The 23,453-nt window shown below is 40.6% G+C and carries 21 protein-coding genes; 6 read left to right on the forward strand and 15 right to left on the reverse strand.

The genetic code is table 11. The annotated features are described in order from the left end of the window. Positions 1 to 71 precede the first annotated feature (71 nt). On the forward strand, positions 72 to 455 hold the full coding sequence (locus IF202_RS12545; protein ID WP_191595266.1) for a hypothetical protein: 384 nt from the start codon (positions 72 to 74) through the stop codon (positions 453 to 455). A 250-nt stretch (positions 456 to 705) separates the two neighbouring features. Here IF202_RS12545 and IF202_RS12550 read toward each other — a convergent pair whose 3' ends face one another. Together IF202_RS12550 and IF202_RS12555 are read right to left on the reverse strand one after the other, a co-directional pair. Beyond that, entirely contained in the window at positions 706 to 1,473 is a 768-nt protein-coding gene (locus tag IF202_RS12550) for an SDR family NAD(P)-dependent oxidoreductase (protein WP_191595267.1), read from the reverse strand. A 105-nt stretch (positions 1,474 to 1,578) separates the two neighbouring features. Continuing rightward, entirely contained in the window at positions 1,579 to 2,394 is an 816-nt protein-coding gene (locus IF202_RS12555) for a M23 family metallopeptidase (RefSeq protein WP_191595268.1), read from the reverse strand. A 218-nt stretch (positions 2,395 to 2,612) separates the two neighbouring features. On the opposite strand from IF202_RS12555, the gene IF202_RS12560 reads away from it, so the two are divergent. The 3 genes from IF202_RS12560 (at position 2,613) to IF202_RS12570 (ending at position 5,240) form a co-directional block, all read left to right on the forward strand. Continuing rightward, entirely contained in the window at positions 2,613 to 3,326 is a 714-nt protein-coding gene (locus IF202_RS12560) for a ZIP family metal transporter (RefSeq protein WP_191595269.1), read from the forward strand. 103 nt (positions 3,327 to 3,429) lie between these two features. Continuing rightward, the gene (locus IF202_RS12565) at positions 3,430 to 4,602 is read left to right on the forward strand and encodes a benzoate/H(+) symporter BenE family transporter (RefSeq protein ID WP_191595270.1); all 1,173 of its coding nucleotides are present in this window, start codon (positions 3,430 to 3,432) and stop codon (positions 4,600 to 4,602) included. An 11-nt stretch (positions 4,603 to 4,613) separates the two neighbouring features. Beyond that, positions 4,614 to 5,240: a GntR family transcriptional regulator gene (locus IF202_RS12570; protein WP_191595271.1), complete on the forward strand. Its 627-nt coding sequence runs from the start codon at positions 4,614 to 4,616 to the stop codon at positions 5,238 to 5,240. Between the two features lie 21 nt (positions 5,241 to 5,261). On the opposite strand, the gene IF202_RS12575 is transcribed toward IF202_RS12570, so the two are convergent. The 12 genes from IF202_RS12575 to nadC all read right to left on the reverse strand — a co-directional run bounded on the left by IF202_RS12575 (position 5,262) and on the right by nadC (position 16,036). After that, positions 5,262 to 5,930: a sensor histidine kinase gene (locus tag IF202_RS12575; protein ID WP_191595272.1), complete on the reverse strand. Its 669-nt coding sequence runs from the start codon at positions 5,928 to 5,930 to the stop codon at positions 5,262 to 5,264. Positions 5,931 to 5,934: 4 nt separating this feature from the next. Beyond that, entirely contained in the window at positions 5,935 to 7,146 is a 1,212-nt protein-coding gene (locus tag IF202_RS12580; RefSeq protein WP_191595273.1) for a tetratricopeptide repeat-containing response regulator, read from the reverse strand. A 23-nt stretch (positions 7,147 to 7,169) separates the two neighbouring features. Then, positions 7,170 to 7,397, reverse strand: coding sequence for a DNA gyrase inhibitor YacG (yacG, locus tag IF202_RS12585; RefSeq protein WP_191595274.1), 228 nt, complete (start codon positions 7,395 to 7,397; stop codon positions 7,170 to 7,172). Further along, positions 7,391 to 8,002, reverse strand: coding sequence for a dephospho-CoA kinase (gene coaE, locus IF202_RS12590; RefSeq protein WP_191595275.1), 612 nt, complete (start codon positions 8,000 to 8,002; stop codon positions 7,391 to 7,393). The genes yacG and coaE overlap by 7 nt, the downstream gene beginning before the upstream one ends. Before the next feature lie 3 nt (positions 8,003 to 8,005). Then, positions 8,006 to 8,788 carry a prepilin peptidase gene (locus IF202_RS12595; RefSeq protein ID WP_191595276.1) on the reverse strand — a complete coding sequence of 261 codons (783 nt, stop codon included), beginning with the start codon at positions 8,786 to 8,788 and terminating at the stop codon, positions 8,006 to 8,008. Beyond that, the gene (locus IF202_RS12600) at positions 8,789 to 9,853 is read right to left on the reverse strand and encodes a type II secretion system F family protein (protein WP_191595277.1); all 1,065 of its coding nucleotides are present in this window, start codon (positions 9,851 to 9,853) and stop codon (positions 8,789 to 8,791) included. A gap of 1 nt (position 9,854) precedes the next feature. After that, on the reverse strand, positions 9,855 to 10,862 hold the full coding sequence (locus IF202_RS12605; protein ID WP_191595278.1) for a GspE/PulE family protein: 1,008 nt from the start codon (positions 10,860 to 10,862) through the stop codon (positions 9,855 to 9,857). Between the two features lie 2 nt (positions 10,863 to 10,864). Then, positions 10,865 to 11,320 carry a pilin gene (locus IF202_RS12610; RefSeq protein WP_191595279.1) on the reverse strand — a complete coding sequence of 152 codons (456 nt, stop codon included), beginning with the start codon at positions 11,318 to 11,320 and terminating at the stop codon, positions 10,865 to 10,867. Positions 11,321 to 11,387: 67 nt separating this feature from the next. Then, a complete protein-coding gene (locus tag IF202_RS12615) occupies positions 11,388 to 11,759 on the reverse strand; it encodes a hypothetical protein (protein WP_191595280.1) in 372 nt (123 codons plus the stop codon). A 93-nt stretch (positions 11,760 to 11,852) separates the two neighbouring features. Beyond that, positions 11,853 to 13,952, reverse strand: coding sequence for a phosphate acetyltransferase (gene pta, locus IF202_RS12620; protein WP_191595281.1), 2,100 nt, complete (start codon positions 13,950 to 13,952; stop codon positions 11,853 to 11,855). A gap of 42 nt (positions 13,953 to 13,994) precedes the next feature. Next, the gene (locus tag IF202_RS12625) at positions 13,995 to 15,185 is read right to left on the reverse strand and encodes an acetate/propionate family kinase (protein WP_191595282.1); all 1,191 of its coding nucleotides are present in this window, start codon (positions 15,183 to 15,185) and stop codon (positions 13,995 to 13,997) included. Continuing rightward, the gene (gene nadC / locus IF202_RS12630) at positions 15,182 to 16,036 is read right to left on the reverse strand and encodes a carboxylating nicotinate-nucleotide diphosphorylase (protein WP_191595283.1); all 855 of its coding nucleotides are present in this window, start codon (positions 16,034 to 16,036) and stop codon (positions 15,182 to 15,184) included. The genes IF202_RS12625 and nadC overlap by 4 nt, the downstream gene beginning before the upstream one ends. Before the next feature lie 899 nt (positions 16,037 to 16,935). Between nadC and aceE the strand changes: the two genes are divergently transcribed. Both aceE and aceF read left to right on the forward strand, forming a co-directional pair. Further along, complete coding sequence (gene aceE / locus IF202_RS12635; RefSeq protein ID WP_191595284.1) at positions 16,936 to 19,602, forward strand: pyruvate dehydrogenase (acetyl-transferring), homodimeric type; 2,667 nt, start codon at positions 16,936 to 16,938, stop codon at positions 19,600 to 19,602. Positions 19,603 to 19,692: 90 nt separating this feature from the next. Continuing rightward, positions 19,693 to 21,612, forward strand: a complete 1,920-nt coding sequence (gene aceF, locus IF202_RS12640; RefSeq protein ID WP_191595285.1) for a dihydrolipoyllysine-residue acetyltransferase — start codon at positions 19,693 to 19,695, stop codon at positions 21,610 to 21,612. Between the two features lie 151 nt (positions 21,613 to 21,763). On the opposite strand, the gene IF202_RS12645 is transcribed toward aceF, so the two are convergent. Continuing rightward, complete coding sequence (locus IF202_RS12645; RefSeq protein WP_191595286.1) at positions 21,764 to 23,419, reverse strand: SulP family inorganic anion transporter; 1,656 nt, start codon at positions 23,417 to 23,419, stop codon at positions 21,764 to 21,766. Positions 23,420 to 23,453 lie beyond the last annotated feature (34 nt).

Consider the following 23,453-nt stretch of genomic DNA (forward strand, 5'->3'; position numbering starts at 1 on the left):
AATATAAAAATTATAAAGTTCACTTTCAGCAACACTGTTGAAAAATGGATTATTTATAAAAGGATTTTATAGTGAAAAAGCAATCATTGGCGTTAGTTCTTTCTCTTGGTGTTTTAGGTCTTGTAGGTTGTTCAGATGCTCTGGACAAAGAAGATGTATCTAAACTATCTATGAATGATGCAGCGATAGAAGCATGTAAAGCATTTGTTAGTCTTGATGTAGAAAGAATCAGCGTATTTCTAGAAAATAGAGATGTTGCTAAGTTAAAAGCAACGTTAGCAAACGATACGAAACGTAAGAAAGCTGAAAAGCTTTTCAATGATTCTGTTTGTAAGGTCACAAAATCAAGAAAAAGTGTTGTAAACACTACCTATTATACATTTGAAAAATTTCCTAGAGATTTAGAAATTTTCAAAAATAAAGAAAACGGATACACAGTAAAAAGCTTTTTCTAAGTAATAAATTGTAAATGTCGAAGGCTTGCTAGACAGATCTTATAGGTTGGTTCATCGAACAACGTTTATATAAAGATCTTTATTCTAGCAGGCCTTTTTTATGTCAACCAAGTTCAAGTCGTTCAGAGAGCCTTTTTCTCTTCTATAAAAAATTTTAATGATTTTCTTAAAGTAACGAGTGATATTGCACTTTTTTCTTAAAACCTAGCTTAGTTGTTTTTAAAAAATTACATCGTTCTTTTAGATATTATTACATGTTATAAACGCCGCCATTAATGTCGAGCGTTGCTCCAGTAATAAAACCATCGTATTCAGACGCTAAGTAAGTAACAGCTCTTGCAACATCGTCTGCGTTTCCTGCTCGTTGAATTGGAATGCCAGCCGTTGTTTCATCCGCTGATTCTTTTGACGTATGCGTGTTGTGGAATGACGTACCAAGAATAAGTCCTGGAGCGACGGCATTGACGCGAGTTCCTTGAGGCCCTAATTCAGCAGAAAGTGCCCGTGTTAAGGTTAAGATTGCACCTTTGCTAGTCGAGTAGGCTAGAGATCCTGGGTGGCCACCTTTTCGTCCAGCAAGTGACGCTAAATTAACAATGCTACTGTTTTCATTTTTTGCTAGATGAGGTGATGCAGCACGTGTGACAAACATCATAGAGGTAAGGTTTATATCCATTACCTTATGCCAGAATTCCGCCTCCATTTCGTTTAGCATTTTACGTGCAACTAGGGAGCCTGCGTTATTTATGAGTATGTCTAAACCACCAAGTGTTTCGACTGTTTTTTCGACTACTGCATTTGCATCGATTTCATTGGTTAAGTCACCATTTATTGCAATGGCCCTTTGTCCTTTTTGGATTGCATATTCGATTAATTGATTCGCGGTATCCGCACTGGAAAAATAGTGGATAGCAACATGAGCGCCACTGTCTATAAAGTGTCTTGTAATGGCTTCGCCAATTCCTTGAGCGCCTGCTGTAATGAGAACGTTTTTTCCGGCTAATTTATTCTTATTCATGTTATTCCTAAACAAATAGAGTTGATGATAGTGACACTAATAACGAGTCATTTAAGCGTTTTAGATAAATCGTAATATGAAGTACGGAATACACTTCGTCCTGCTTTATTCGTTGACCCATAAAGCGGCATCAATTCGTACCCCATGAAGATTCATTCTCCAATCAAGGTGCGGACCTGTAGATAGGCCTGTTGAGCCGATAGCAGCAAGGTAATCGCCTTTTTTAACGTATTGTCCCACTGTTACATTTACACTTGATAAATGTAGGAAGGTACTGCTTACACCTGCACCGTGATCTAAAATGATGGTGCCGCCGCTGTAATATAAATCATCTTCGGCCAATACAATTTTACCACCGGCTGGTGCATAGACAGGATCCCCTTTGGGAGCTGCCATATCGACTCCCCAGTGAGGGTTTCCAGGTTTTCCGTTATAAAACCTTTGGCTTCCATAAACACCTGAAATACGGCCTTTAGCGGGCCACTGAAATTCATCAACTCGCCAAAAATCATAATCACCGATAATTGCACGTGCTTTTCTTACTTGTGCTGCTTCTGTACTAATTCGATTAGCTACTTCAGGTGGCGGAGTAACGCGTGAGGATGGAGCACCTTTTATTCGCTGAATATTGTATTTTCGTGAGGCAATCTTAATTTCTTTTCGTTCAACAGAACCTGAAGATGAGGTGATGATGATTTTATGGCTGCCTGAAAGTTCTCGACTAAACCCAATGGCGAGATAACCTTTTGAATCTAGCTTGTAAAGTGTGCCCATAAACTCAACGGTGGAATCAGGAGCTGTTTGAATAACAACATAGCCACCACTTTGGTATTGTTTTTCAGTAATGGTTATTGATTGAGCGTTAAGTAGGAAACTCGTACAGATAAAACAGAGTGCGAATATTTGCTTAAGATAGGCCAACTTCTTTCCTTTTAATTAATCGTCTTTTTTATCCTACACGTCTCGATCTAAAATGTTTATAAATTTTCTATCGTGCATGTTTTGCTATCAATGTGTGTGCATTTCTAAATACTTACTTTGCAATAGAATATTAGAAAGCGGTTATAAGATATTTTATGCGTGACAAATAATGTCCTCCTCACTAATAATGGCATCATATTTTATGGAGTGTTGCCTGTATGACCCCTTTTTATAGTGTCATTTTGTTGGCTCTGTTCGCTGGGCTAGCAATGCCTGCGGGTGCCTTGATTGCTCAGTACGAAAAAATTCGACCTCTATGGCTTGAAAGCGAACTGACTCATGGAATTACCGCTTTTGGTGGCGGTGCATTGTTGTCAGCGGTTGCTTTGGTATTGGTGCCCGAAGGAATTCTTCATTTCTCTCCTTTGCCTGCTGCGGCATTATTTTTATTGGGCGGTGCGGCATTTATGTCGCTTGATATTTTGTTGTCAAAAAGCAAAGCATCAATGAGTCAGCTGGTTGCTATGTTGTCTGATTTTATTCCTGAGTCTTTGGCGTTGGGTGCGGCGTTTGCTTTGGGCAGTTCGGATGCTATTTTGATTGCGGCTCTTATTGCGATGCAAAATTTGCCAGAGGGTTTTAATGCCTTTCGAGAACTAAAAGCGTCGTCTCATTATTCTTCATTAAAGATCTTATTTATGTTTTTTGTCTTGGCGCTGTGTGGTCCAGTTGCAAGCGGAATGGCGTATCTTTGGTTGTCTGATTGGCCTGCGTTAGTGTCTGGAGTCATGTTGTTTGCTTCTGGTGGAATTCTGTACGCTGTGTTTCAAGATATAGCGCCACAAGTCACACTGGAAAAACATTGGGCGCCACCAATGGGGGCGGTAATGGGGTTTGTTTTAGGCCTTGTTGGTTACATGTTGACGCAATAATATGCATTTAAAATATATGCAAAAAATAAAATAAAAATGTATACAAAAATAGTTTTCTTAGAATATAGTTGTCATTCTTGTTTGCAATATAAAGGATGGAACCGTGCTAAGAATCTTGAATGATGCGAGCTTAAGTGCTGTTGTTGCTGGTTTTGTTGCCGTTCTTATTGGTTTTGCTAGCTCGGTCGCGATTGTCTTTCAAGCCGCTCAATCTGCCGGAGCTGATGCCAGTATTATAGTGTCTTGGATTATGGCGCTTGGCTTTGGTATGGGCGTTACCTGTTTTTTTCTTTCTCTCTGGTATCGGTCGCCTGTTATTACCGCTTGGTCGACTCCTGGTGCTGCCTTGCTTGCTACGAGTTTAGGTTCTATTAGTTATTCTGAGGCTATAGGGGTGTTTGTATTTTCCGGCGTACTTGTTTTGTTGACCGGTTTGTCTGGTTTGTTTGACAAAATAATGCGTTTGGTTCCTCTTCCAATTGCTTGCGCTATGCTCGCTGGCGTTCTTTTTAAGTTCGGTCTTTCTATTTTTGATTCCATGATGAGCGATGTATTCCTTGTTGGTGTCATGCTTATCACGTACTTGGTGAGCAAACGTTTAATTCCTCGTTATGCTGTTTTGTTTGTTTTAGCTTCTGGTGTGGTGTTTGTTTTGACTAGATCAGACGCTCATCTTTTATCTAATATTCCTTTTAATCTGGGAACACCTGTATGGGTTTGGCCGGAGTGGAATATCAGTGCGTTAATCGGTATTGGTTTGCCTTTATACATAGTTACCATGACGGCTCAAAATATTCCTGGTGTCGCTGTTATGCGCAGTAGCGGTTACCACACTCCTGTTTCACCACTACTCAGCTGGACAGGATTTACCTCAATAGTCTTGGCTCCTTTAGGAGGCTTTGCCTTCAATTTGGCTGCTATTACGGCGGCTATTTGTGCAGGAGACGAGTGTCATAAAGATCCTAAACGCCGCTATATTGCAGGATTGTCTGCTGGCGTATTTTATGTGCTGGCAGGATTGGCTGGAACATCAGTAGTGGCCTTATTCTCCATTTTTCCAGCAACCATGATTTCCGCTTTGGCAGGTATCGCATTACTCGGAACCATAGGAATGAATCTTAAAACTGCGATGATGGAAGATACTAATAGGGAAGCTGCTTTGGTTACTTTTTTAGTGACGGTTTCAGGTGTTTCATTTGGTGGGATTGCGTCTGCTTTTTGGGGGATAGTGTTCGGTGCGATTTGTTTATTGGTCTCAAATATTAAGAAAAAGTAGATGCTCATCCTATGGATATTAGACAAAAAATAAAAGAAGACATACTTAATAACCAGCTCCCAAGAGGCTTACCTTTACGTCAAACAGCCTTGTCGAATCGATATAACGTGAGCCGAATACCAATTAGAGATGCCTTACTGTCTTTAAAAGCGGATGGTTGGTTGTCACCCCATGGTAAAGCGGGCGTGATGATTCCTGATTTACACTGGAAGGAAGCCGAAGATCTATATTTGATGCGAGCTGAGCTAGAGTGTCTGTTATTCAATATGGCGTTTGATTTAATCGGTGAACAAGAGGTAAAGCAAGCGAGGTCTTTCTTATTGGAATTAGATCAGAAAAACTTACCTCTTATTAGTCGAGGGGAGCTTAATTGGTGTTTTCATAATGCCTTATATAAAGTGGCGAAAAGGCCAACACTACAACGTGTGGTGGAAGGGTTAAATGCACAAGCTGTACGTTACCTTGGCTTCCAGTATGGGCCTTTAGGCCATCGAGAAAAAAGCCAGAATCAGCATGAGGTTTTACTTAGCTTTATTGAGAGAAGGGATAAAAGTGCTGCGCTCAAACATTTGAGACAGCACATAGAAGAGGCTGGAGTCTTGTTAACGAATTATCTAAAAAAGATAAAAACTGAATAATAGTTGTCTTTAGGTTTCTATTTAAGCGCTTTGAGGCAAGTAGACCGTTAAACTTGCACCACCAAGGGCTGAAGATGTTTCTTTTTTTATACTGCCATGCACGTCATTAACCGTGTGTGCAGTTGCTGATAGTTCTGCGAAATATAACCCTAAGCCTGTGTTTGCTTCACCATGAATATCTTCATGTTCCTCTTCAGGTGAATTAAAACCGTTGCCATCATCTTCTATCGAAATAACGAGGAAGTTGTTTTCTTTTTTTGCATTAATGACGATTTTAGATTTAGCAAAACGAAAAGCATTATAAACAGCTGTACCTACTACGGCTGTCATAAGTCGCTCATCAAATACACCAGTTAAGCTAGGATCACATACATAACTTAATTCTAAGTCTTTTGCTGTAGCTGAAGGCTGCAAAGCAAATACTTGATCGTCTAAAAACTCATCCATTAAAAATGTGTCTACATGCAGCTCGTAACCATCAGACGCTAACCTATAGAGGTATAGATATTCTACCCATTCATCATTGAGTTTTTTCAAGGACTCTTCAATTAAGATGATTTTTTTTTGGTTTGGTCCTTTATTATCTATTGTTTCCTTTAAGCCTTGTAGTTGATATAGCAGGGTACCAACTTGGTTTTTACTTTCATGTATTGCGCTGGCTAGAATGGTGCTAATCTCCATTTTTTTCATTATATCAATCTCCGAAAGCGCTAAGGTATGTCGAGCTTTGTTCTTGCGTCGGTGCGATAGTTGCACCAGACTTTACCTCACCAATCCAAACTTCGAATATCTGCTTTGCAGTAAGAATATCTTCTTCAGCCAAATAAACATCCATTTCATAACTGTAGGTTCTTGCTTTATCCGCTGGATCATCAAAAAAAGCATCATGTATTTTCTTGAGAGTGCTATTAAAGTTGTCTTTTTGACGTTGTTGTAATGGACCTTCATCAGACATTCTAGCGAGTGACTCTAAGTGGCAAAGATAGGGTTCTGATGTGTTGTAACAAGAGTTTTTTGCCAGAAATACAGCTCTTCGATAAGCCATTTCTGCTGTCATGCTGTCTTTCAATAAAAGACTCACTCTGCCTAATTCCATTTGACGCAATAGGTTTTTTGGAGACTTCATAATAGCTTCAATTAACGTATTTTGAGCGCCTTCTGGATTTCCTTGAGCAAGCTGAGTTTTAGCGAGCCAATCATAAGCATTAACGAAAAAGCGGTTGTCGAGCATTAGTTGACGAAAATATCGTTCCGCGTTTCCTAAGTCACCCATTAAGAAATAAGATTTTGCTTTACCAAATAAGGCCCATGGCATTTTTCTGCTTTTAATTGTACCTTCAAAAAGCTCTAGTGCTTTTTCATATTCTTTTAACTCTAGAAGGCTTTCACCAATGATACGCTCGCATTTTCCAATGAGAGCTGGGTATTTTTCCATTACTAGTGTTGCCGCGGTTATTGCAGCTGAAAGGTCGTTTGCGTCAAGCGCTGTATTTACATCGAGTAGACGTTGTTTTGTCTCTAAAAGCTTGGATAGGCGGCGTTGTAATACAGCTTGAGAGAAGGGTTTAGTAACGTAACCATCTGGTTGATATTCAATAGCTCCCATTACCATTTCAATGGAGGTTTCAGCAGTCACCATTAAATAAGTAGCGGTATTTGGAATGAGCTTAGAATGTCTTACTTCTTCTAAAAGCTGTTGACCATCTTTGCCTTTTCCAAGGTTGTAATCAGATAAAACAACATCATAGGAATTTCTTTGTAGAAGCTCTATGGCTGTTTCAGCTTTCATTGCAATGTCTATTGATGTGAAGCCAAAGTCTGTCAGCATCTTTCTCTGCATAATACGAGCTTCGGCCATATCTTCTATGAGTAGGGCCTTTTTATTAGAGAAGTCTTGTTGAGCCATAAATAGTTACATTCCAGGTTTAGCTATTGTAAAAAAGATTTATTTGTATCAACAACGAGGTCTTCGGAAAAAATTTCGTCTTCATCTGATGTCAGCTGAGGAATCGAATAAGACTCGTTGGCCCATTCACCTAAATCAATTAATTTACATCTTGCACTGCAAAATGGTCTATCAGGATTCTCCTGAGACCAAGGTGATTTAGTTTGGCACGTTGGGCAAGCAACTAAGGTTACGGTATTACTCTTTAACATACTAATAACTCTAAAATTTTTGTATTTAATTTAATGACTTTAGCATTCATTTTGTCAATATTACCAGAGTTTTCCAAGACTAGGTCTGCTCTGTTCATCCGTTCTTTATTACTTAACTGGGTTATGAAAATTTTTTCTGCATTTTCTTGGCTTATTTTATCTCTGGCCATCACTCGTTGTAGTTGAATCTCTATTGGAACATCAATAGCAATCACAAACTGACAAAGGGTGTTTTGTTTTGTTTCGAAGAGTAACGGATGAACAAGAAGCGTATATTTTGATGATGTTTTGTTAAGTTGAGATTGAATTTCTTTTCTAATGGCTGGATGTGTTACTGACTCAAGCCATAATCGTTCTTCTGGTTGATTAAAAATAATAGTGCGAAGAGCGTTTCGGTTTAAGGAGCCATCTTCTAAAAGAATGTCATTGCCATGACGTTGATGAATTTGATGAAGACAATTCGATCCTGGTTCAACGACAAGCCTAGCTACATCATCAGCATCTACACTTTGAATACCAATGGCGTTAAAGCATTTTGTAATGGTGCTTTTACCTGAACCTATGCCGCCAGCAAGGCCAATTATAGGGGGAGAGTGATTTTTCATAGGTTAAAAATAAAATACCAAGATGGAGGATAGAATTAAAAAAGGACCAAAAGCTATTTGCTCCATTTTATTTTTGTTAAGAGCCGCAGTATATAGGATTCCAATTAAACTTGCATAAAGCAACAAGGGCGCTAAGCCTGTTAATCCGAGCCAAGACCCTAATGCACCAACAAGTTTTACATCCCCTAATCCTATGCCTTCTTGTTTTCTAATGTTCAGATAAAACCAATGTAAAAGATAGAGAAAACCGTAACTTATTAGTAATCCCAATATACTACTTTCTAATGTTTGCTTATCGATGTGAATTAATAATGCGCAAGCAAATATAACGACGGTGCATTCGTCCGGTATTAGTTTATATTCAGCATCGATAGCTGCAGCGGTAATTAATGAGCTTACTAATAGAGTGTGTAGTAACAGTTGGTAGGGATCTTGAAATAACCACATCAGTGGCAAACAAAAAATTAGATGTAAGAGCTCTATAGCTGGATAACGATAAGAAATTGGTTGCTTGCAATAATGGCATTTCCCTAATAGGAATAGATAGCTCACTAACGGTATAAGGTCTCGCCATATAAGCGGATGGTGGCAAGATGGGCAATGTGATCGTGTTTTATTAAGAAAAATTTCTTTCTCGGTAAAAGGCAGTGAGAGTAATTGGTGTGCTTCTTTTTGCCATAAATATAAACTTTTAATAGGCCACCTAACTGTAAATGCAGCAGCATAGCTACCAAGGCTTAAGACGATTAACACATAGAAAAAAACGATAGAAAACGCTATGTCCATTTATTGTATTTCCAACAGTGGGGCATATAAGGACACAAGAGTTGAAGCAACAAACCCACCGGCGATAAATAGGCACAAGGCAGGGATAAGCTTCTCAAGCAAAGAAACGCTTTTTTGCCAGCGTTTTTCATGTTCTTTTGCGGCTAAAACAAGAGCTCTTTCTATGTCGCCATCCTGTCCTGCTGAATGAAGGGCAATTGCCGACTCATTAGGAAACCAATGTACTGGAAAACTGTTTTCATAAGATTTACCGAGATGTAACGTGTAATACACCTTCAAAATTTCTAATGTAATAGGCTTATATGTAAAGTATTCAGGCATATTTTTAAGTGCGTCTTGTAGTGTAATTCCTGTTTTTCTAGTACTGCTTAATAAAGAAAAAAGCTTAGTGAGCCTAAAGTTATCGCTGTACCTTTCTAGCCAGTAGCAGGCATTGCCTTTATACAAACTATTAATCACTAAAAGCTGAATAGCACTGCATAATGAGTAGAGACCTAAGTCACTGGCTAATTGAATGAAATAATCTGTCGTTGAGGCGGATTGAAAAGAGCGATTAACAATCATAATAATTAGTGCTATTTGAATGATGCTAAAAGGGTAGGCAAGAGCCTTTAGCAATCGTTGTGACCAACTTAGCAAGGTATTAAGTTGGTTAATAGAAATGGCCAAACTTTGTTCGCAGTTTTCTCTTGTACCTTGAGAATTCACTAGCTGGCAATAAGGTGCGGCTTCTTGGTTAGTAAGCTTGAGTAACGCTTCATTAAACAAAGTGCCTTTTTCTAATTCACTTAATATCGCTTTGCTTATGGTTGCTATTCCTTTGTGCGTTGATGAAGAGGCAAGATGAGCTACTGCCTGATTAAGCTGTAAGCCAGAGTGTAGGGCGCTTTGTATTTCTTCGTAGAGCGTGAGCAGTACTTTATAATCTAATTTCTTAGGGGCCCACTGGGTAATTGATATTTGCCATTTTTTATTTTTGATACAGTCAAAAAAGAGCTCATTTTCGGATGAACTGTATTGGTAGTCTATTTCTCCACTACTGTGCTTAATACTATACCAAGGCATGCTATTCCTTATCAGCTTGCCTGCTTTTTGAAGGTGGGTGCTTTTCATGGTCTTTATTTTGGTATTTACTACTTTGATGGTTGTTGCCTTGATGGGAAAAGGCTTGCCAGAGCTCAGGGGAGGAAATGAGTGTTTCATAGTCTCTTGGGAGAGACTCCTGCCATAGGGGTTGTAAACCATTAAATATCGGTTGTTGTGATGTTGTTTTGTAATGCATTGATTGGTGAATAATGAGCTTTAATGAACTGGTTAGAGAGAAAAAGTCCACTTGCCAACCATGACAGCGGTGGATTGCATCGAGTGCTGAGTTTGTATGTAGCGTTGCTAATACAAGGTGGCCGGTAAGGGCCGCGTTGACAGCGAGATTTGCGGTGATGGCATCGCGCACTTCTCCTACCATGATGACATCTGGATCTTGCCTCAAGAATGATTTTAATAGTGTGGCAGAGTCTAGACCGATAGCTTGATTCGGCTCGCATTGAAATAACCCTGATATTTCATATTCGACAGGGTCCTCAATGGTGAAAATGGTTTTTGTGCCACTATTTAGGGTATCAAGACAAGAGTAAAGGGTTGTACTTTTACCTGCGCCTGTTGCCCCGCATACCAATATTAAACCACTAGGGTGCTTTAGTGCTGATTGTAAGTGCTGGAGCAGTGGCTGCTGTATGCCGATGTTATTAAGTCCTAAACGATTTTTTTCAGGGAGTAATCGCATTGCAATTTTCTCACCTTTAACCGTCGAGATAATACTCACTCGAATAAAAGTACAGCGATCTCTTTCTTCAAACAAAAATTGCCCCTCTTGGGTTCTTCTTGTTTCTGATAGGTCTAAATTAGCGCGCATTTTTATGCGATTTATAAGGTTACTTTCTGGAGGTAATGTTGCTGTTTGACTAAGTTGCCCATAGCGACGTTGATATACCTGAATGCCAAGGTTTGAGTGGTTAATATGTATGTCGGTTGCTTTATCATTTGCCGCGGTTGAAATGATTTCTTCTAAAGTCATCTTTATTCTCCCGCACCATTTACTAGGTTTATACATTGAGAGGGGAGGAGCTTGCTGTCTAAATCAGATGTGCAATTCCAGTTTCTATCATCATCGCGAGAATAAAGAAAATATTGACCTTCGCTGACACCTGTATCACTTTTAAGTGTTAGTCTGATGTTTCCGGAACCTTCGTTTTGATTTTCTACAGCTAGTGTTTTAACAATAGAGCTTTCGGGTAAACTTCGCTTTATTAAGTCAAACTCAGCGGTACTGGGAAAGTCTCCGTTTACCAAGATAAACTCTTCAACTAAAGATTGATGTTGAGTGGCGAGATTTTGAACTTCAATCAACTTAGCTTTGGCTATTTGACGAGTAAAAATAGGTGCGGATAGGCTGGCTAAAATAGAAATTATGGCTATAACAACCATTAATTCTAATAGCGTAAAGCCTCGCGTTTTTAGGCGAGAAAGTAGCATTCTTCACTCCTTGAAGATTGTTAATTATTAGCATCCTGCCAATAAACTCATATTACATAATATGAAGTTAAACGATTTGGTCGAGATAATCGCCAGTCGGTTTCTTTTCTTCGTAATTTCCCTTTATATCTTTATTACTCGCATGACTTAGTAGAGGGAGGTCTCCTCCTATAAACTCTTCTTCTAGTTCTTCTAAAAGCTTATTGTATTTGTTTGTTTTAACTTCATCTGCTTTCTTTTGCTTACGTTGGGAAAGCGCTTGGCCCTGTTCTGATATGGTTACGACGTGATCACTGGAGGCTTTTGCATTACGTGCATTTAGGGCTGTTATGCTGGTGTCTTCATCCGAACGTAAATCAAACGGAATATACCCAGGCTGAGTAGTATTCGCCGAAGTATTATTTGATAGCGCAATGGTATGAGGAAGGCTGCCTGACATGATGACCACCAATAAATGATTATTTATAAATAGTAATTGCCATTAAGCAATATGTCCAATGTGGGTGATAAATAACCCACATTGGTTTTTGTTCTATGCGTTTTCTTTTTGTCCTGCTTGAATGGCAGTAATAGCGATTGTATAGACAATATCATCTACTAATGCGCCGCGAGACAAATCGTTTACAGGTTTACGAATACCTTGAAGCATAGGGCCTATACTTACAACGTCTGCACTTCGTTGTACCGCTTTGTAGGTGGTATTACCTGTATTTAAGTCGGGGAAAATAAAGACAGTGGCTTTACCTGCAACCTTGCTGTTAGGCGCTTTCTGCTTTGCTACTTTTTCCATAATAGCGGCATCGTATTGCAATGGGCCATCGATCAAAAGATCAGGGCGAAGATTTTGCGCAATAGTGGTTGCTTCGCGAACCTTGTCTACATCATTACCAATACCTGAACCGCCCGTGCTGTAGCTGATCATAGCAACTTTAGGAGTAATACCAAAAGCGGCGGCTGAATCAGCACTCTGAATGGCGATTTCTGCGAGCTGTTCCGCAGTTGGGTCTGGATTGATAGCGCAATCACCGTAAACTAATACCTGATCTGGTAAACACATGAAGAAAACAGAAGATACCAAACTCGCATTTGGTGATGTTTTGATAAGCTGAAGGGCAGGGCGAATTGTGTTTGCTGTTGTGTGAATTGCACCAGAGACCAACCCGTCAACATCACCCACTTGTAGCATCATAGTGCCAAGAACAACGTTATCTTCCAGTTGCTCGCGGGCTACTATATCAGTCAACCCCTTACTTTTTCTCAGCTCAACCATAGGTGCTACATAACGCTCACGAATACTAACTGGGTTGATGATTTCGACACCATGATTCAGTTCAATGCCATTGTTTTGAGCAATACGAAGAATTTCGGTTTCATTACCTAACAAAGTACAGCGAGCGATACCTCGTTCTGAACAAATGGACGCCGCTTGAATGGTACGAACATCTTCGCCTTCAGGCAAAATAATACGCTTATTTAGGGAGCGAGCTAATTCAATCAATCGGAATCTGAATGCTGGTGGAGAAAGTTTTCTTTCATCCTGATTCATGGCGAATGAGTTGATCCAGTCATGATCGATACACCGAGCAATGTGCTCTTTCACCATGAGAACGCGTTCTTTGTCATCTAATGGAATCTCTTGGTTAAAAGATTGCATATTGATAACGGTTTCCCAACTATTTGATTCTACAGATAAAACGGGTAAACCTTTCGCCATCGCTTTACCGCAAAGGTTCATTAGGTCTTCACTTGGTTGGTAACCGCCAGTGAGGACAAGCGCGGCGATTTTAATGTCGTTTAGTGCGGCAATAGCAGTAGCCATTATTACGTCGGTTCTATCTCCTGGGGTGAAAACCAATACACCTGGTCGCAATGCGGCAAGCATGTTTTCGACACCACGGGCACATAATGTATAGGACTGCACTCGACGGGTATCAATTTCTCCGGCGTTAATGATACGGGCATTTAAAAAGTCCGCGACATCTTTGACACGAGGGAAGGTGAGTTCGTCTGATGTCGGAATTTGGCCAAGCAAACTGAAATTACGTTTAAAAATGTCTCTTTGCGCGAACAGATCCCCATAAGACTTGACTCCTAATGAGCCCGGCGTTGTTTTGTTTAGAATGCAACCGATAACATCTGAAGCTTTAAGACCTCCGTATGATCCGGCGGCAATCTCAACATGGTGTTCTAATTCATTCACGCGCATGTTGTTGGGTGCGGTGACAAGAACAAGACCCGCATCTAATGTTCTTGCAATGGCTTTGTTGAGTCGTGTTGCGTATGGGTGTCCGGCAATTTGCGCAAGACCTTCAACAATAACGGTTGAATCAGGCTCTACGCTAGCTTGAAAACGGCCGACGATTTCTTCCATTAATTCATCGATATTGTCATTGTAAAGGTAGCGTTCTGCTTCGTGCAGAGGGATAGGTTCTGCTGGTGACAGGGTTGACCCTTGTGCCACCATGGCAGTGGACTTATCAGGGCCTTTATCACCTGGTTGTGGTTGGGCAATAGGTTTAAAGAAGCTGGCTTTTAAGCCTTGTTGCTCTAGTGCTCGAACAAGTCCGACGGAGACTGAGGTTAAGCCGACGCCTGGTCCTGTAGGAACCGTCATGAGTACATTTATTGACATGTCTAATCCTAAAATAGTCCGTTATGGAATCTATGGTCTCGATTAATGTTGAATTAAGCTAATAGTATCAAGTGCAATCATTAGTTCTTCATTGGTTGGAATGATCCAAACATTAGTGTTTGTGTTCTGAGAACTAATATTTGATACCTCGCCACGAGGAGCATTATTGTTAAGTGTTAAATCTATATTGATATTAAGCGCTTTCAAGTGATTGCATATAGTTTGGCGCAAATAGTTCGAGTTCTCTCCTATACCGCCTGTAAAAACCAAATGATCAATACTGTCTAGTGTAGTAGATACGCTTGCTAAGAACTTAGCCGCACGAGCTGCAAACATATCCAAAGCCAGTTTTGCTCTTAAATCTCCAGATGCCATTGCTTCTTCTAATGTTCTACAGTCGTTTGAGATTTCAGAGACACCAAGCAACCCACTTTTCGTATTCAGGATATTTAGAGCGTCATCGGATGATATGTTCTCTGCCTGGCAGATAAATGTAACCATGCTTGGGTCTAGGCTGCCAGAACGCGTTCCCATCATCAAGCCTTCTAAAGGTGTGACACCCATACTTGTATCTGATGACCTTCCTTGATTTATTGCACAAACACTAGCGCCATTGCCTAGGTGAGCAACTAAGACACCTTGCTTGTCGCTATCTTTTACAATTGTTGCTAGATGTTGACTGATATAGCGATAGCTAGTGCCATGGAATCCGTATTTTCGAAAATGATGTTCGCGATAAAGATTCATTGGAATAGGGTATAGGTATTGTTCTGGTGCGAGTGTTTGGTGGAACGCGGTATCAAACACGGCTACTTGTGGGAGCCCAGGGAAAAGATTGAACGCGACTTCAATGCCTTTTATGTGGGCTGGATTGTGTAGAGGCGCAAATTGCGCACATTCTCTTATGCCATCAATGACGTTTTGATCAATCAAAACGGATTCGGTGAATGTCTCTCCACCATGAACCACTCGATGACCAATACCAACAATCGAGCTTTCAATTTCAGGATGCTTATCTAACCATTTTTTAATTTCGGTAACGGCATTGTTGTGATTGCCATCAGCTAATGAAATTTCATTCTTGCTGCCTTCATGTTTGAAGGTGACGCTACTTTCTGGCGATCCTAGGCGATCCGCAATGCCTTCTACCAGTGTGTTTTTTCCAGAGTTAGATAAAACGGCAAACTTCAAAGAGGAACTGCCGCAATTGATGACTAAAATACTATCTTTCATAACTTATCCTGAGATACACGCAAAGACAGGTCTATTGCTTGAATGTGTTTTGTTAAAGCGCCAATAGAGACGAAGTCTACGCCTGTTTTAGCGACTTTTAAAAGGTGTTCTTTAGTCATATTACCTGACGCTTCAAATTTCACTTTACCCTTAAAGTCAGAGACAGCTTTCGTCATATCATCATATGAAAAATTATCTAGCATAATAATGTCTGCACCAGCGTCTACCGCCATGGAAACCTCATCTAAATTTTCTGTTTCAACTTCGATTGTTTTTCCTGGCGCTATTTTTTGAGCCATTGAAACGGCGTTGGCAATCGAGCCAGCAGCCATAATATGATTCTCTTTTATTAAGAAGGCATCATATAAACCCATGCGATGATTTTTTCCGCCGCCAACAGTAACGGCGTATTTTTGAGCTTGGCGCATGCCAGGTAGTGTTTTTCGTGTATCAAGAATTGTTAGCTCAGTATCGGCTACGATTTGACTGTATTGGCGAGTCACACTGGCGGTATAAGACAGTGTTTGTAAAAAGTTAAGGGCAACTCTTTCACCTGTTAAAATAGCTCTTGCGTTACCTTTAATTGTTAAAAACGGATGGTTTGCTTTTAGTAGGTCGCCTTCTTGATTGTGCCATTCAAGAGAAGCTTGATTGCCTAACTGAGAAAAAACTTCGTTGACCCAAGCTTGGCCGCATAAAACGGCTTCTTCACGGCTAATCACTGTAGCGGTAATTTGTTGGTCTGCAGGTATTAATTGGGCGGTGATATCGCCAGAGCCCACATCTTCCTCTAGTGAAAAAGCAACTTGCGATTGAATATGCTCAATTAATAGAGTGTTCAAAAGGGTCATATACCGTCCTTATTTACCATGTAATAAAACAGTTATTGTAGCCTGATATAGTTAATGAGTCAGTGTTGTTTTTTTATATTCATTGATATGTATGGCTTTTATGTATCGATTGGTACATCAAGTCTTTCACTTGGCTGTTTTTCGATAATTATTAATAAATTTTAGACGTTTAGCTTGGTTCTTTATCGTACTTTTTTGATATGTTTATAGTCATTAATAATAAGGTTGTTTAATTATCATACAAATGTGGGTTGTATTCATCTTGTTTATTGACCTGATTTTTTGTGTGAATGTTAGTGTTCGCCTTCGTTTTGAAGTATTTGTCTCAGTCTTTAGTGTCGTTTTTTAGTAATCGTTGAGAAAATAGATAGACTCAAAAATACCTAGTTCACTTTAATCTTGAGCTAGGTGGCTAGGCGATTCATTGATTAGGTGTTAACCTTACGCCCATATTGGAAGACTTGTAGATGCAATAAAAGCTTATTTGTTATCGGTTTTTTATCTGTATAGAGATGAAAATAATAGGAATAATCAATACTACAGGCTCTTACAGAGTAAAAGTTTTGAATTTTTATGTGCATCTAGTAAAGCTACATGTGCGTAAAAACTTAATACTGGGCTTGGTAAAACAAGCCCAAAATGGAAGCGAATCGACTAAATATATTAGTGGTTGATGCAATGGACATAATACAAAAACAACAATAGTTACCATTGGAATAGATACAACGACGCTTTAAAATCAACGAAGTAATGTGTCGTTTTATCTTATGTCGGCTGAGGTTTATATTATTATAAATATAAATTTCGACGGTTCGTTTAAGTAGCCTCCAAGGCCAAAATACACACAAATATCCTTGGGTGGTTAAGTTTCTGTTCTAATAGCGGGAGTTATTAATACGATGACTGAGCAGCATATTCTCGAAGACATCGATCCAATTGAAACCAAAGAGTGGGTCGATGCGCTTGAGTCTGTCCTTCGTGAAGAAGGTCCTGATCGCGCGCAATACATCTTAGATCGTTTATCAAGTGAAGCCAGTAAATCTGGTACATCAATGCCTTCGTCTATTACGACGGCATACCGGAATACAATAGCTCCTGAAAATGAGAAGCCATTACCGGGTGATGTGTTTATGGAGCGTCGTATACGCTCTATAATTCGTTGGAACGCATTGGCTATGGTAATGAAGGCAAACCGTGTTGATTCAACACTTGGTGGCCACATTACAAGCTTCTCTTCGGCGGCAACACTTTATGATATCGGTTTTAACCACTTTTTCCGTGGTAACGATGGTAAACAACAAGCTGATATGGTTTTTTTCCAAGGCCATATTTCTCCAGGTATTTATGCTCGTTCATATATTGAAGGTCGTTTGACTGATGAGCAGCTAGATAACTTCCGTCGTGAAGTTGATGGCAAAGGTATTTCTTCTTACCCACATCCTTGGTTAATGCCTGATTACTGGCAGTTCCCAACGGTTTCTATGGGTCTTGGGCCATTACAAGCTATTTATCAAGCGCATGTAATGAAGTACCAGCATAGTCGTGGTCTTATCGATCAGGGTGATCGTAAAGTATGGGCGTTCCTTGGTGATGGTGAGTGTGACGAGCCAGAATCTTTAGGGGCTATTGCTCTTGCTGGACGTGAAAACCTAGATAACCTTATTTTCGTGATCAACTGTAACCTACAGCGTCTTGATGGCCCTGTTCGTGGTAACAGTAAAATTGTTCAAGAACTTGAAGGTGTGTTCCGTGGCGCTGGCTGGAATGTAGTCAAGTGTTTATGGGGTCGTCATTGGGATCCTCTTTTCGCGAAAGATCACAACGGTTTGCTTGTTAAACGTATGAATGAGGTTTGCGATGGTGAACTTCAGAATTACAAAGCAAATGGTGGTGCTTATACTCGTGAGCATTTCTTCGGCAAATATCCAGAGTTGCTAGAAATGGTTAAAGACATGACTGACGATGAGATCATGAATCTTAATCGTGGTGGACATGATCCTTATAAAGTTTACGCAGCGTATTCCGAAGCGACTTCTCACAAAGGTCAACCAACTGTTGTCTTAGCCCAAACGGTTAAAGGCTACGGTATGTTCAAAGCGGCTGAAGCTCAAAATACAGCGCATCAAACTAAGAAGTTAGATGAAGAGTCGCTTGCTCAGTTCCGTGACAAGTTCGGTATACCTATTAGTGATGAAGAGCTAAAAGACTTACCGTATTACAAGCCAGCGGAAGACAGCCCAGAAATGCAATACATGCGCTCACGTCGCAAAGAATTGCATGGTGCTTTCCCGATTCGTAATCACGATTGCGAGGCGCTTGAAGTCCCTACCTTAGATGCTTTTAAAGCTCAAATTGCAGGAACTAAAGGTCGTGAAATATCTACGACTATGGCGTTTGTGCGTGCCTTGAATGTCATGGTGAAAGATAAGAAAATTGGTGAGCGTGTTGTACCAATTGTTGCTGATGAAGCACGTACATTTGGTATGGAAGGTATGTTCCGTCAGTTGGGTATTTACTCATCTGAAGGTCAGCAGTATACGCCTCACGATCATACACAGATCATGTATTACAAAGAGTCTGCAGACGGTCAAATCCTTCAAGAAGGTATTAATGAGCCAGGTGCATTTTCTGCATGGTTAGCATTAGCTACATCTTATGCAAACAGTGCGCTTCCAATGATTCCTGTTTACATTTACTACTCAATGTTTGGTTTCCAACGTATTGGTGACTTGGCTTGGGCGGCAGGTGATTCACAAGCTCGTGGTTTCTTGATTGGTGCTACTGCAGGTCGTACTACGCTAAATGGCGAAGGCTTACAGCATGAAGATGGTCATTCCCATATTCAAGCAGGTCTTATTCCTAACTGTATATCTTATGATCCGACTTACTCTTACGAAGTAGCTGTTATTGTTCAAGATGGCTTACGTCGCATGTATCAGGATAAAGAGAGTGTTTTCTATTACCTAACAGTAATGAATGAAAACTACACTCACGAAGATATGCCTGAAGGTGTTGAAGACGGTATTCTTAAAGGAATGTACAAGCTTAAATCTCATGCTAAGAAAACGAATAAGAAACAAGTTCAATTACTTGGATCTGGCGTTATTCTTCGTGAAGTAGAAGCCGCTGCAGAGATTCTTTTCAATGATTTCGGTGTGAACTCTGATATTTGGAGTGTGACCTCTTTCAATGAATTGCGTCGTGAAGGTCTTGATGCAAGTCGTTGGAGTATGCTTCACCCAGAAGAGGAAGCTCGTCAGTCTTATGTCGAGTCTTGTTTAGATGGTAAAGGTCCTGTTATTGCATCTACCGACCATATTAAATTGTTCGCAGATCAAATTCGTCCATTTATAAAAGGTACTTATAACGTACTTGGTACAGATGGTTTTGGCCGCAGTGATACTCGAGCTCAATTACGCCACTTCTTTGAAGTTAACCGTTATTGGGTTGTTGTTTCTGCCTTGAATGCGCTGGCGAAAGACGGCGTGATCGATGCATCTGTAGTTAGTGGAGCGATTGCTAAGTTTGGTCTAGATCCAGAAAAGCCAAACCCAGTAACTTGCTAATTAACTGACAAGCTAGGTATCTGACTTGAGGTTTTCTTAGGTCAGATAAGTTCTTAAGTTTGATGCGTCTATACGACAAAGGAGATTTCTGTGAGTACTGAAATCATTCGAGTACCGGATATTGGTGGTGCGACTGATGTCGAAGTTATCGAGATCAGTATTGAGGTTGGTGACATTGTTGAAGTTGACCAATCTATTATTGTGTTAGAAACAGATAAGGCTTCTATGGATGTTCCATCTTCCATGGCTGGTAAAGTAACAAGCATTACGGTGAAAGTAGGCGATAAAGTCTCTGAAGGTGATGAGGTTCTTGTTGTTGAAATTGAAGGCGCTTCTGCATCTTCTCCTGAAGAGAAAGCGGAAGAACCAGCAGCGGTTGAGGCTCCAGTAGCTGTAGCGGCACCTGCTTCGGTTTCTAGTGAGAAAAAAGTTTCTGTACCGGATATTGGTGGCGCAACTGATGTTGAAGTCATTGAAATTTGTGTAGCGGAAGGCGACATGGTTGAAGAAGGTGATTCTTTAATCGTATTGGAAACTGATAAAGCTTCTATGGATATCCCTTCACCGTTTACCGGTAAAGTTGGAAAAATTTCTATCAAAGTAGGTGATACAGTTTCTGAAGGTGCAGATGTTCTTATGTTAATGGCTGAATCGAATGATTCTGCTGTTACTGAAACTGCGGCACCTCAAGAAGCGGCGCCTCAAGTTGCTGCTTCAGCACCAGCGGCATCTGTTTCTGGTGGTGTTGAATCAGTTAATGTTCCTGATATCGGCGGCGCAGAAGGCGTTGAAGTTATTGAAGTTGCTGTTTCTGTTGGTGATGAAGTTGAAGAGGGCGATTCTATTATCGTTCTTGAAACGGATAAAGCCTCTATGGAAATTCCTGCACCTAAATCTGGAACGGTTAAATCTGTTTCTATAAAGGTTGGTGATAAAGTTTCCGAAGGGCATGCCGTTCTTGAGCTTGAAGTTGAAGGTGTTTCTGCACCTGCGCCAGTTGCTGAAAAAGCATCTCCGGCAGCGGCGACACCTCAGCCAAGTGTTGCAAAAGCAGCCACGCCAGTTGATCAGTCGGCAGTATTGTCTACTCCATCAACGAAAGTTCATGCTGGGCCTGCTGTTCGTATGCTCGCTCGTGAATTGGGTGTTGAGCTTGCTCTTGTTCGTGCTACAGGTCCTCGTGGCCGTATTACGAAAGAAGACTTGCACGCTTATGTTAAAGCAGCGGTACAAAAAGCAGCTTCAGCTCCAGCGGGTGGTGTTACGTCAGGTTCTGGTTTACCAACTGTACCAGATCAAGATTACAGCAAGTTTGGCGATGTTGAACTTGTTAAAATGTCTAAGATCCAGCGCTTAACTGCTCAAAACATGGTTCGCAACGCTCTTGTTGTGCCTCAAGTTACGCAGTTTGATAAAGCGGATATTACCGATCTAGAAAGCTTCCGTAAGGGCTTGAAAGGAGAAATGGAGAAACAGGGTATCAAGTTGACACCTCTGCCATTCCTTATTAAAGCCGTTGCTCAAGCAATGGTTGTAAATCCTAGCTTCAATGTGTCGCTAATGGCTGACGGTGAAAGTTACGTTCAGAAGCGTTATGTGCATATTGGTATAGCGGTTGACTCTCCTGCGGGCCTAGTGGTTCCAGTCTTGCGAGATGTTGATAAAAAGTCAGTGATTCAAATTGCTCAAGAAGCAAATGAATTGATTAAAAAAGCGCTTAATAAGCAACTTAAACCTGCTGATATGCAGGGTGGTTGTTTTACCATTTCTAGTTTGGGTGCTATTGGCGGTACAGGGTTTACTCCTATCGTTAACTGTCCTGAAGTGGGTATTCTTGGTGTTTCTAAAGCAGACATTGAGCCTCGTTGGAATGGTAAAGAATTTGAGCCTCGTACTATGTTGCCGCTATGCTTGTCTTACGACCATAGAGCCGTAAACGGTGGTGATGCAGGGCGCTTTATGACGTTCTTGAACTCTGCATTAAGTGATCTTCGTCGATTGACGCTTTGATTTATTCTTAATGAAATAAAAAAGCCGCTTCCGAAAGGACGCGGTTTTTTTATTTTTGATAAGGGGAGGATTAAAAAAGAGTAGATTTTCTGAAGATAAATTAGCCAAAATACTAAGTTTATTCTGGCTAATTTATTGTGGGTATAGTGCTCTAAAGTGATTGAGATAGATCATTAACTGCATGCATTAGAGCAGATTTTCGAGAGTCGCAAAAAGCGTTATGTGGTAAGCGTTTAAGCACACCTAGTTTTTCGAGTTTTTCTGTTGTTTGTCCATTAGGGCTGAAAATATAAACGGCACATTCGGCTTCTATAGCGTCTTTGATTGCGTTTTCCAGTGCTAGGCTTATGGTCAAGTCCATCATAGGGACGGCGCTTAAATCCAATACTACGGCTTTGTAGTTGTGGATTCGATTGTGATGTTTAGCTATGGCTTTACTTGCTCCGAAAATCATTGGGCCTGATAAGTAAAAGAGTAAAACACGTCCATCAGCTTGATCAAGTAGCTCTCTTTCTTCATCTGATAGTAGGATGTCATCATCAGCGTCACTAATCGCTTTAACATTTCCTGATTGCAGTCGGCTGAGTTTCTCTATTGTGATGATGTTGGCAATAAACACGCCGATACCAACGGCCACCATTAAATCAACGAAAACAGTTAATGCCATAACGCCGTACATAATAATGGTTGGTGATAGCGCCACTTTATGAGCTCGTTTTAAAAAACTCCAATCTAAGATGTTTATACCAACATACAGTGCAATTCCAGCTAATACTGCCATAGGTATAGGGCTAATGAGTTGAGATGCACCAAGTACGACAAGCAAAAGAATAAGGGCTCGAGCAATGCCAGCTAGAGGGGATTTTCCTCCGGACTGGATATTTACGACAGTGCCCATGGTTGCGCCTGCACCAGGGAGGCCGCCTAATAGTCCTGAAGTGAGGTTGGCTATGCCTTGACCTATCAATTCACGATTTGAGTCATGTTCTTTGCGAGTCAAGCTGTCTGCAATTACAGCTGTTAAAAGTGTATCTATACAGCCTAAAGTGCCAAGTACTAACCCATTAATTATCATTTCAACAATGACTGTACTTTCAAATGTAGGCCAATGGATAGAAGGAAGGCCTGAAGGAATAAGGCCGATGCGTCGTACGCCTGACTCACTAAATAATATAATGGAGACTAGGGTAATAGCGACTAGGGCAACCAGTTGTGGTGGAACGTACCGACGCCATTTTTTGGGTAGATAAAAAAGTACCCCAAGTGTTAGTAATCCTAAAAACAGTTCTGAAAACTGTAGGTTTACAATTAGATTAGGCAGTGCGCTGATTGTTCCTATAACACCGCCAGGTGGTGATGGATGACCTAAGAAGGGTGCTAGCTGTAAAATAATTAATATGATGCCTATGCCAGACATAAAGCCTGAAATAACGCTGTACGGCATTAGAGTGATGTACTTGCCTAGTTTTAAATACCCTAGCGTTATTTGAAATATGCCCGCAATCATAACGACAGTAAATGCCATGGCTAATCCACTGTCAGGATTGCTCGCCATCATGCTGGTAAGAACGGCGGTCATAATAACCGTCATCGGACCTGTTGGTTCCGAGATAAGGCTAGTCGACCCACCAAATAAGGCGGCAAAAAAACCAACTAGGATTGCTCCCCATAAACCCGCTTCTGCGCCCGCGCCTGATGCCACGCCAAAAGCCAGTGCTAGAGGAAGAGATACGATGGCAGTTGTTGCGCCACCAAATAAATCACCTATAAGGTTCCAATCTTTAAAACGAGAAAAATCAATAAGCATTATGTGTTACCTATTTTTTATCTATGTTCGTATC

The organism is Marinomonas colpomeniae (assembly GCF_014803385.1).
In the GTDB taxonomy this organism is placed as follows: Bacteria; Pseudomonadota; Gammaproteobacteria; order Pseudomonadales; family Marinomonadaceae; genus Marinomonas; species Marinomonas colpomeniae.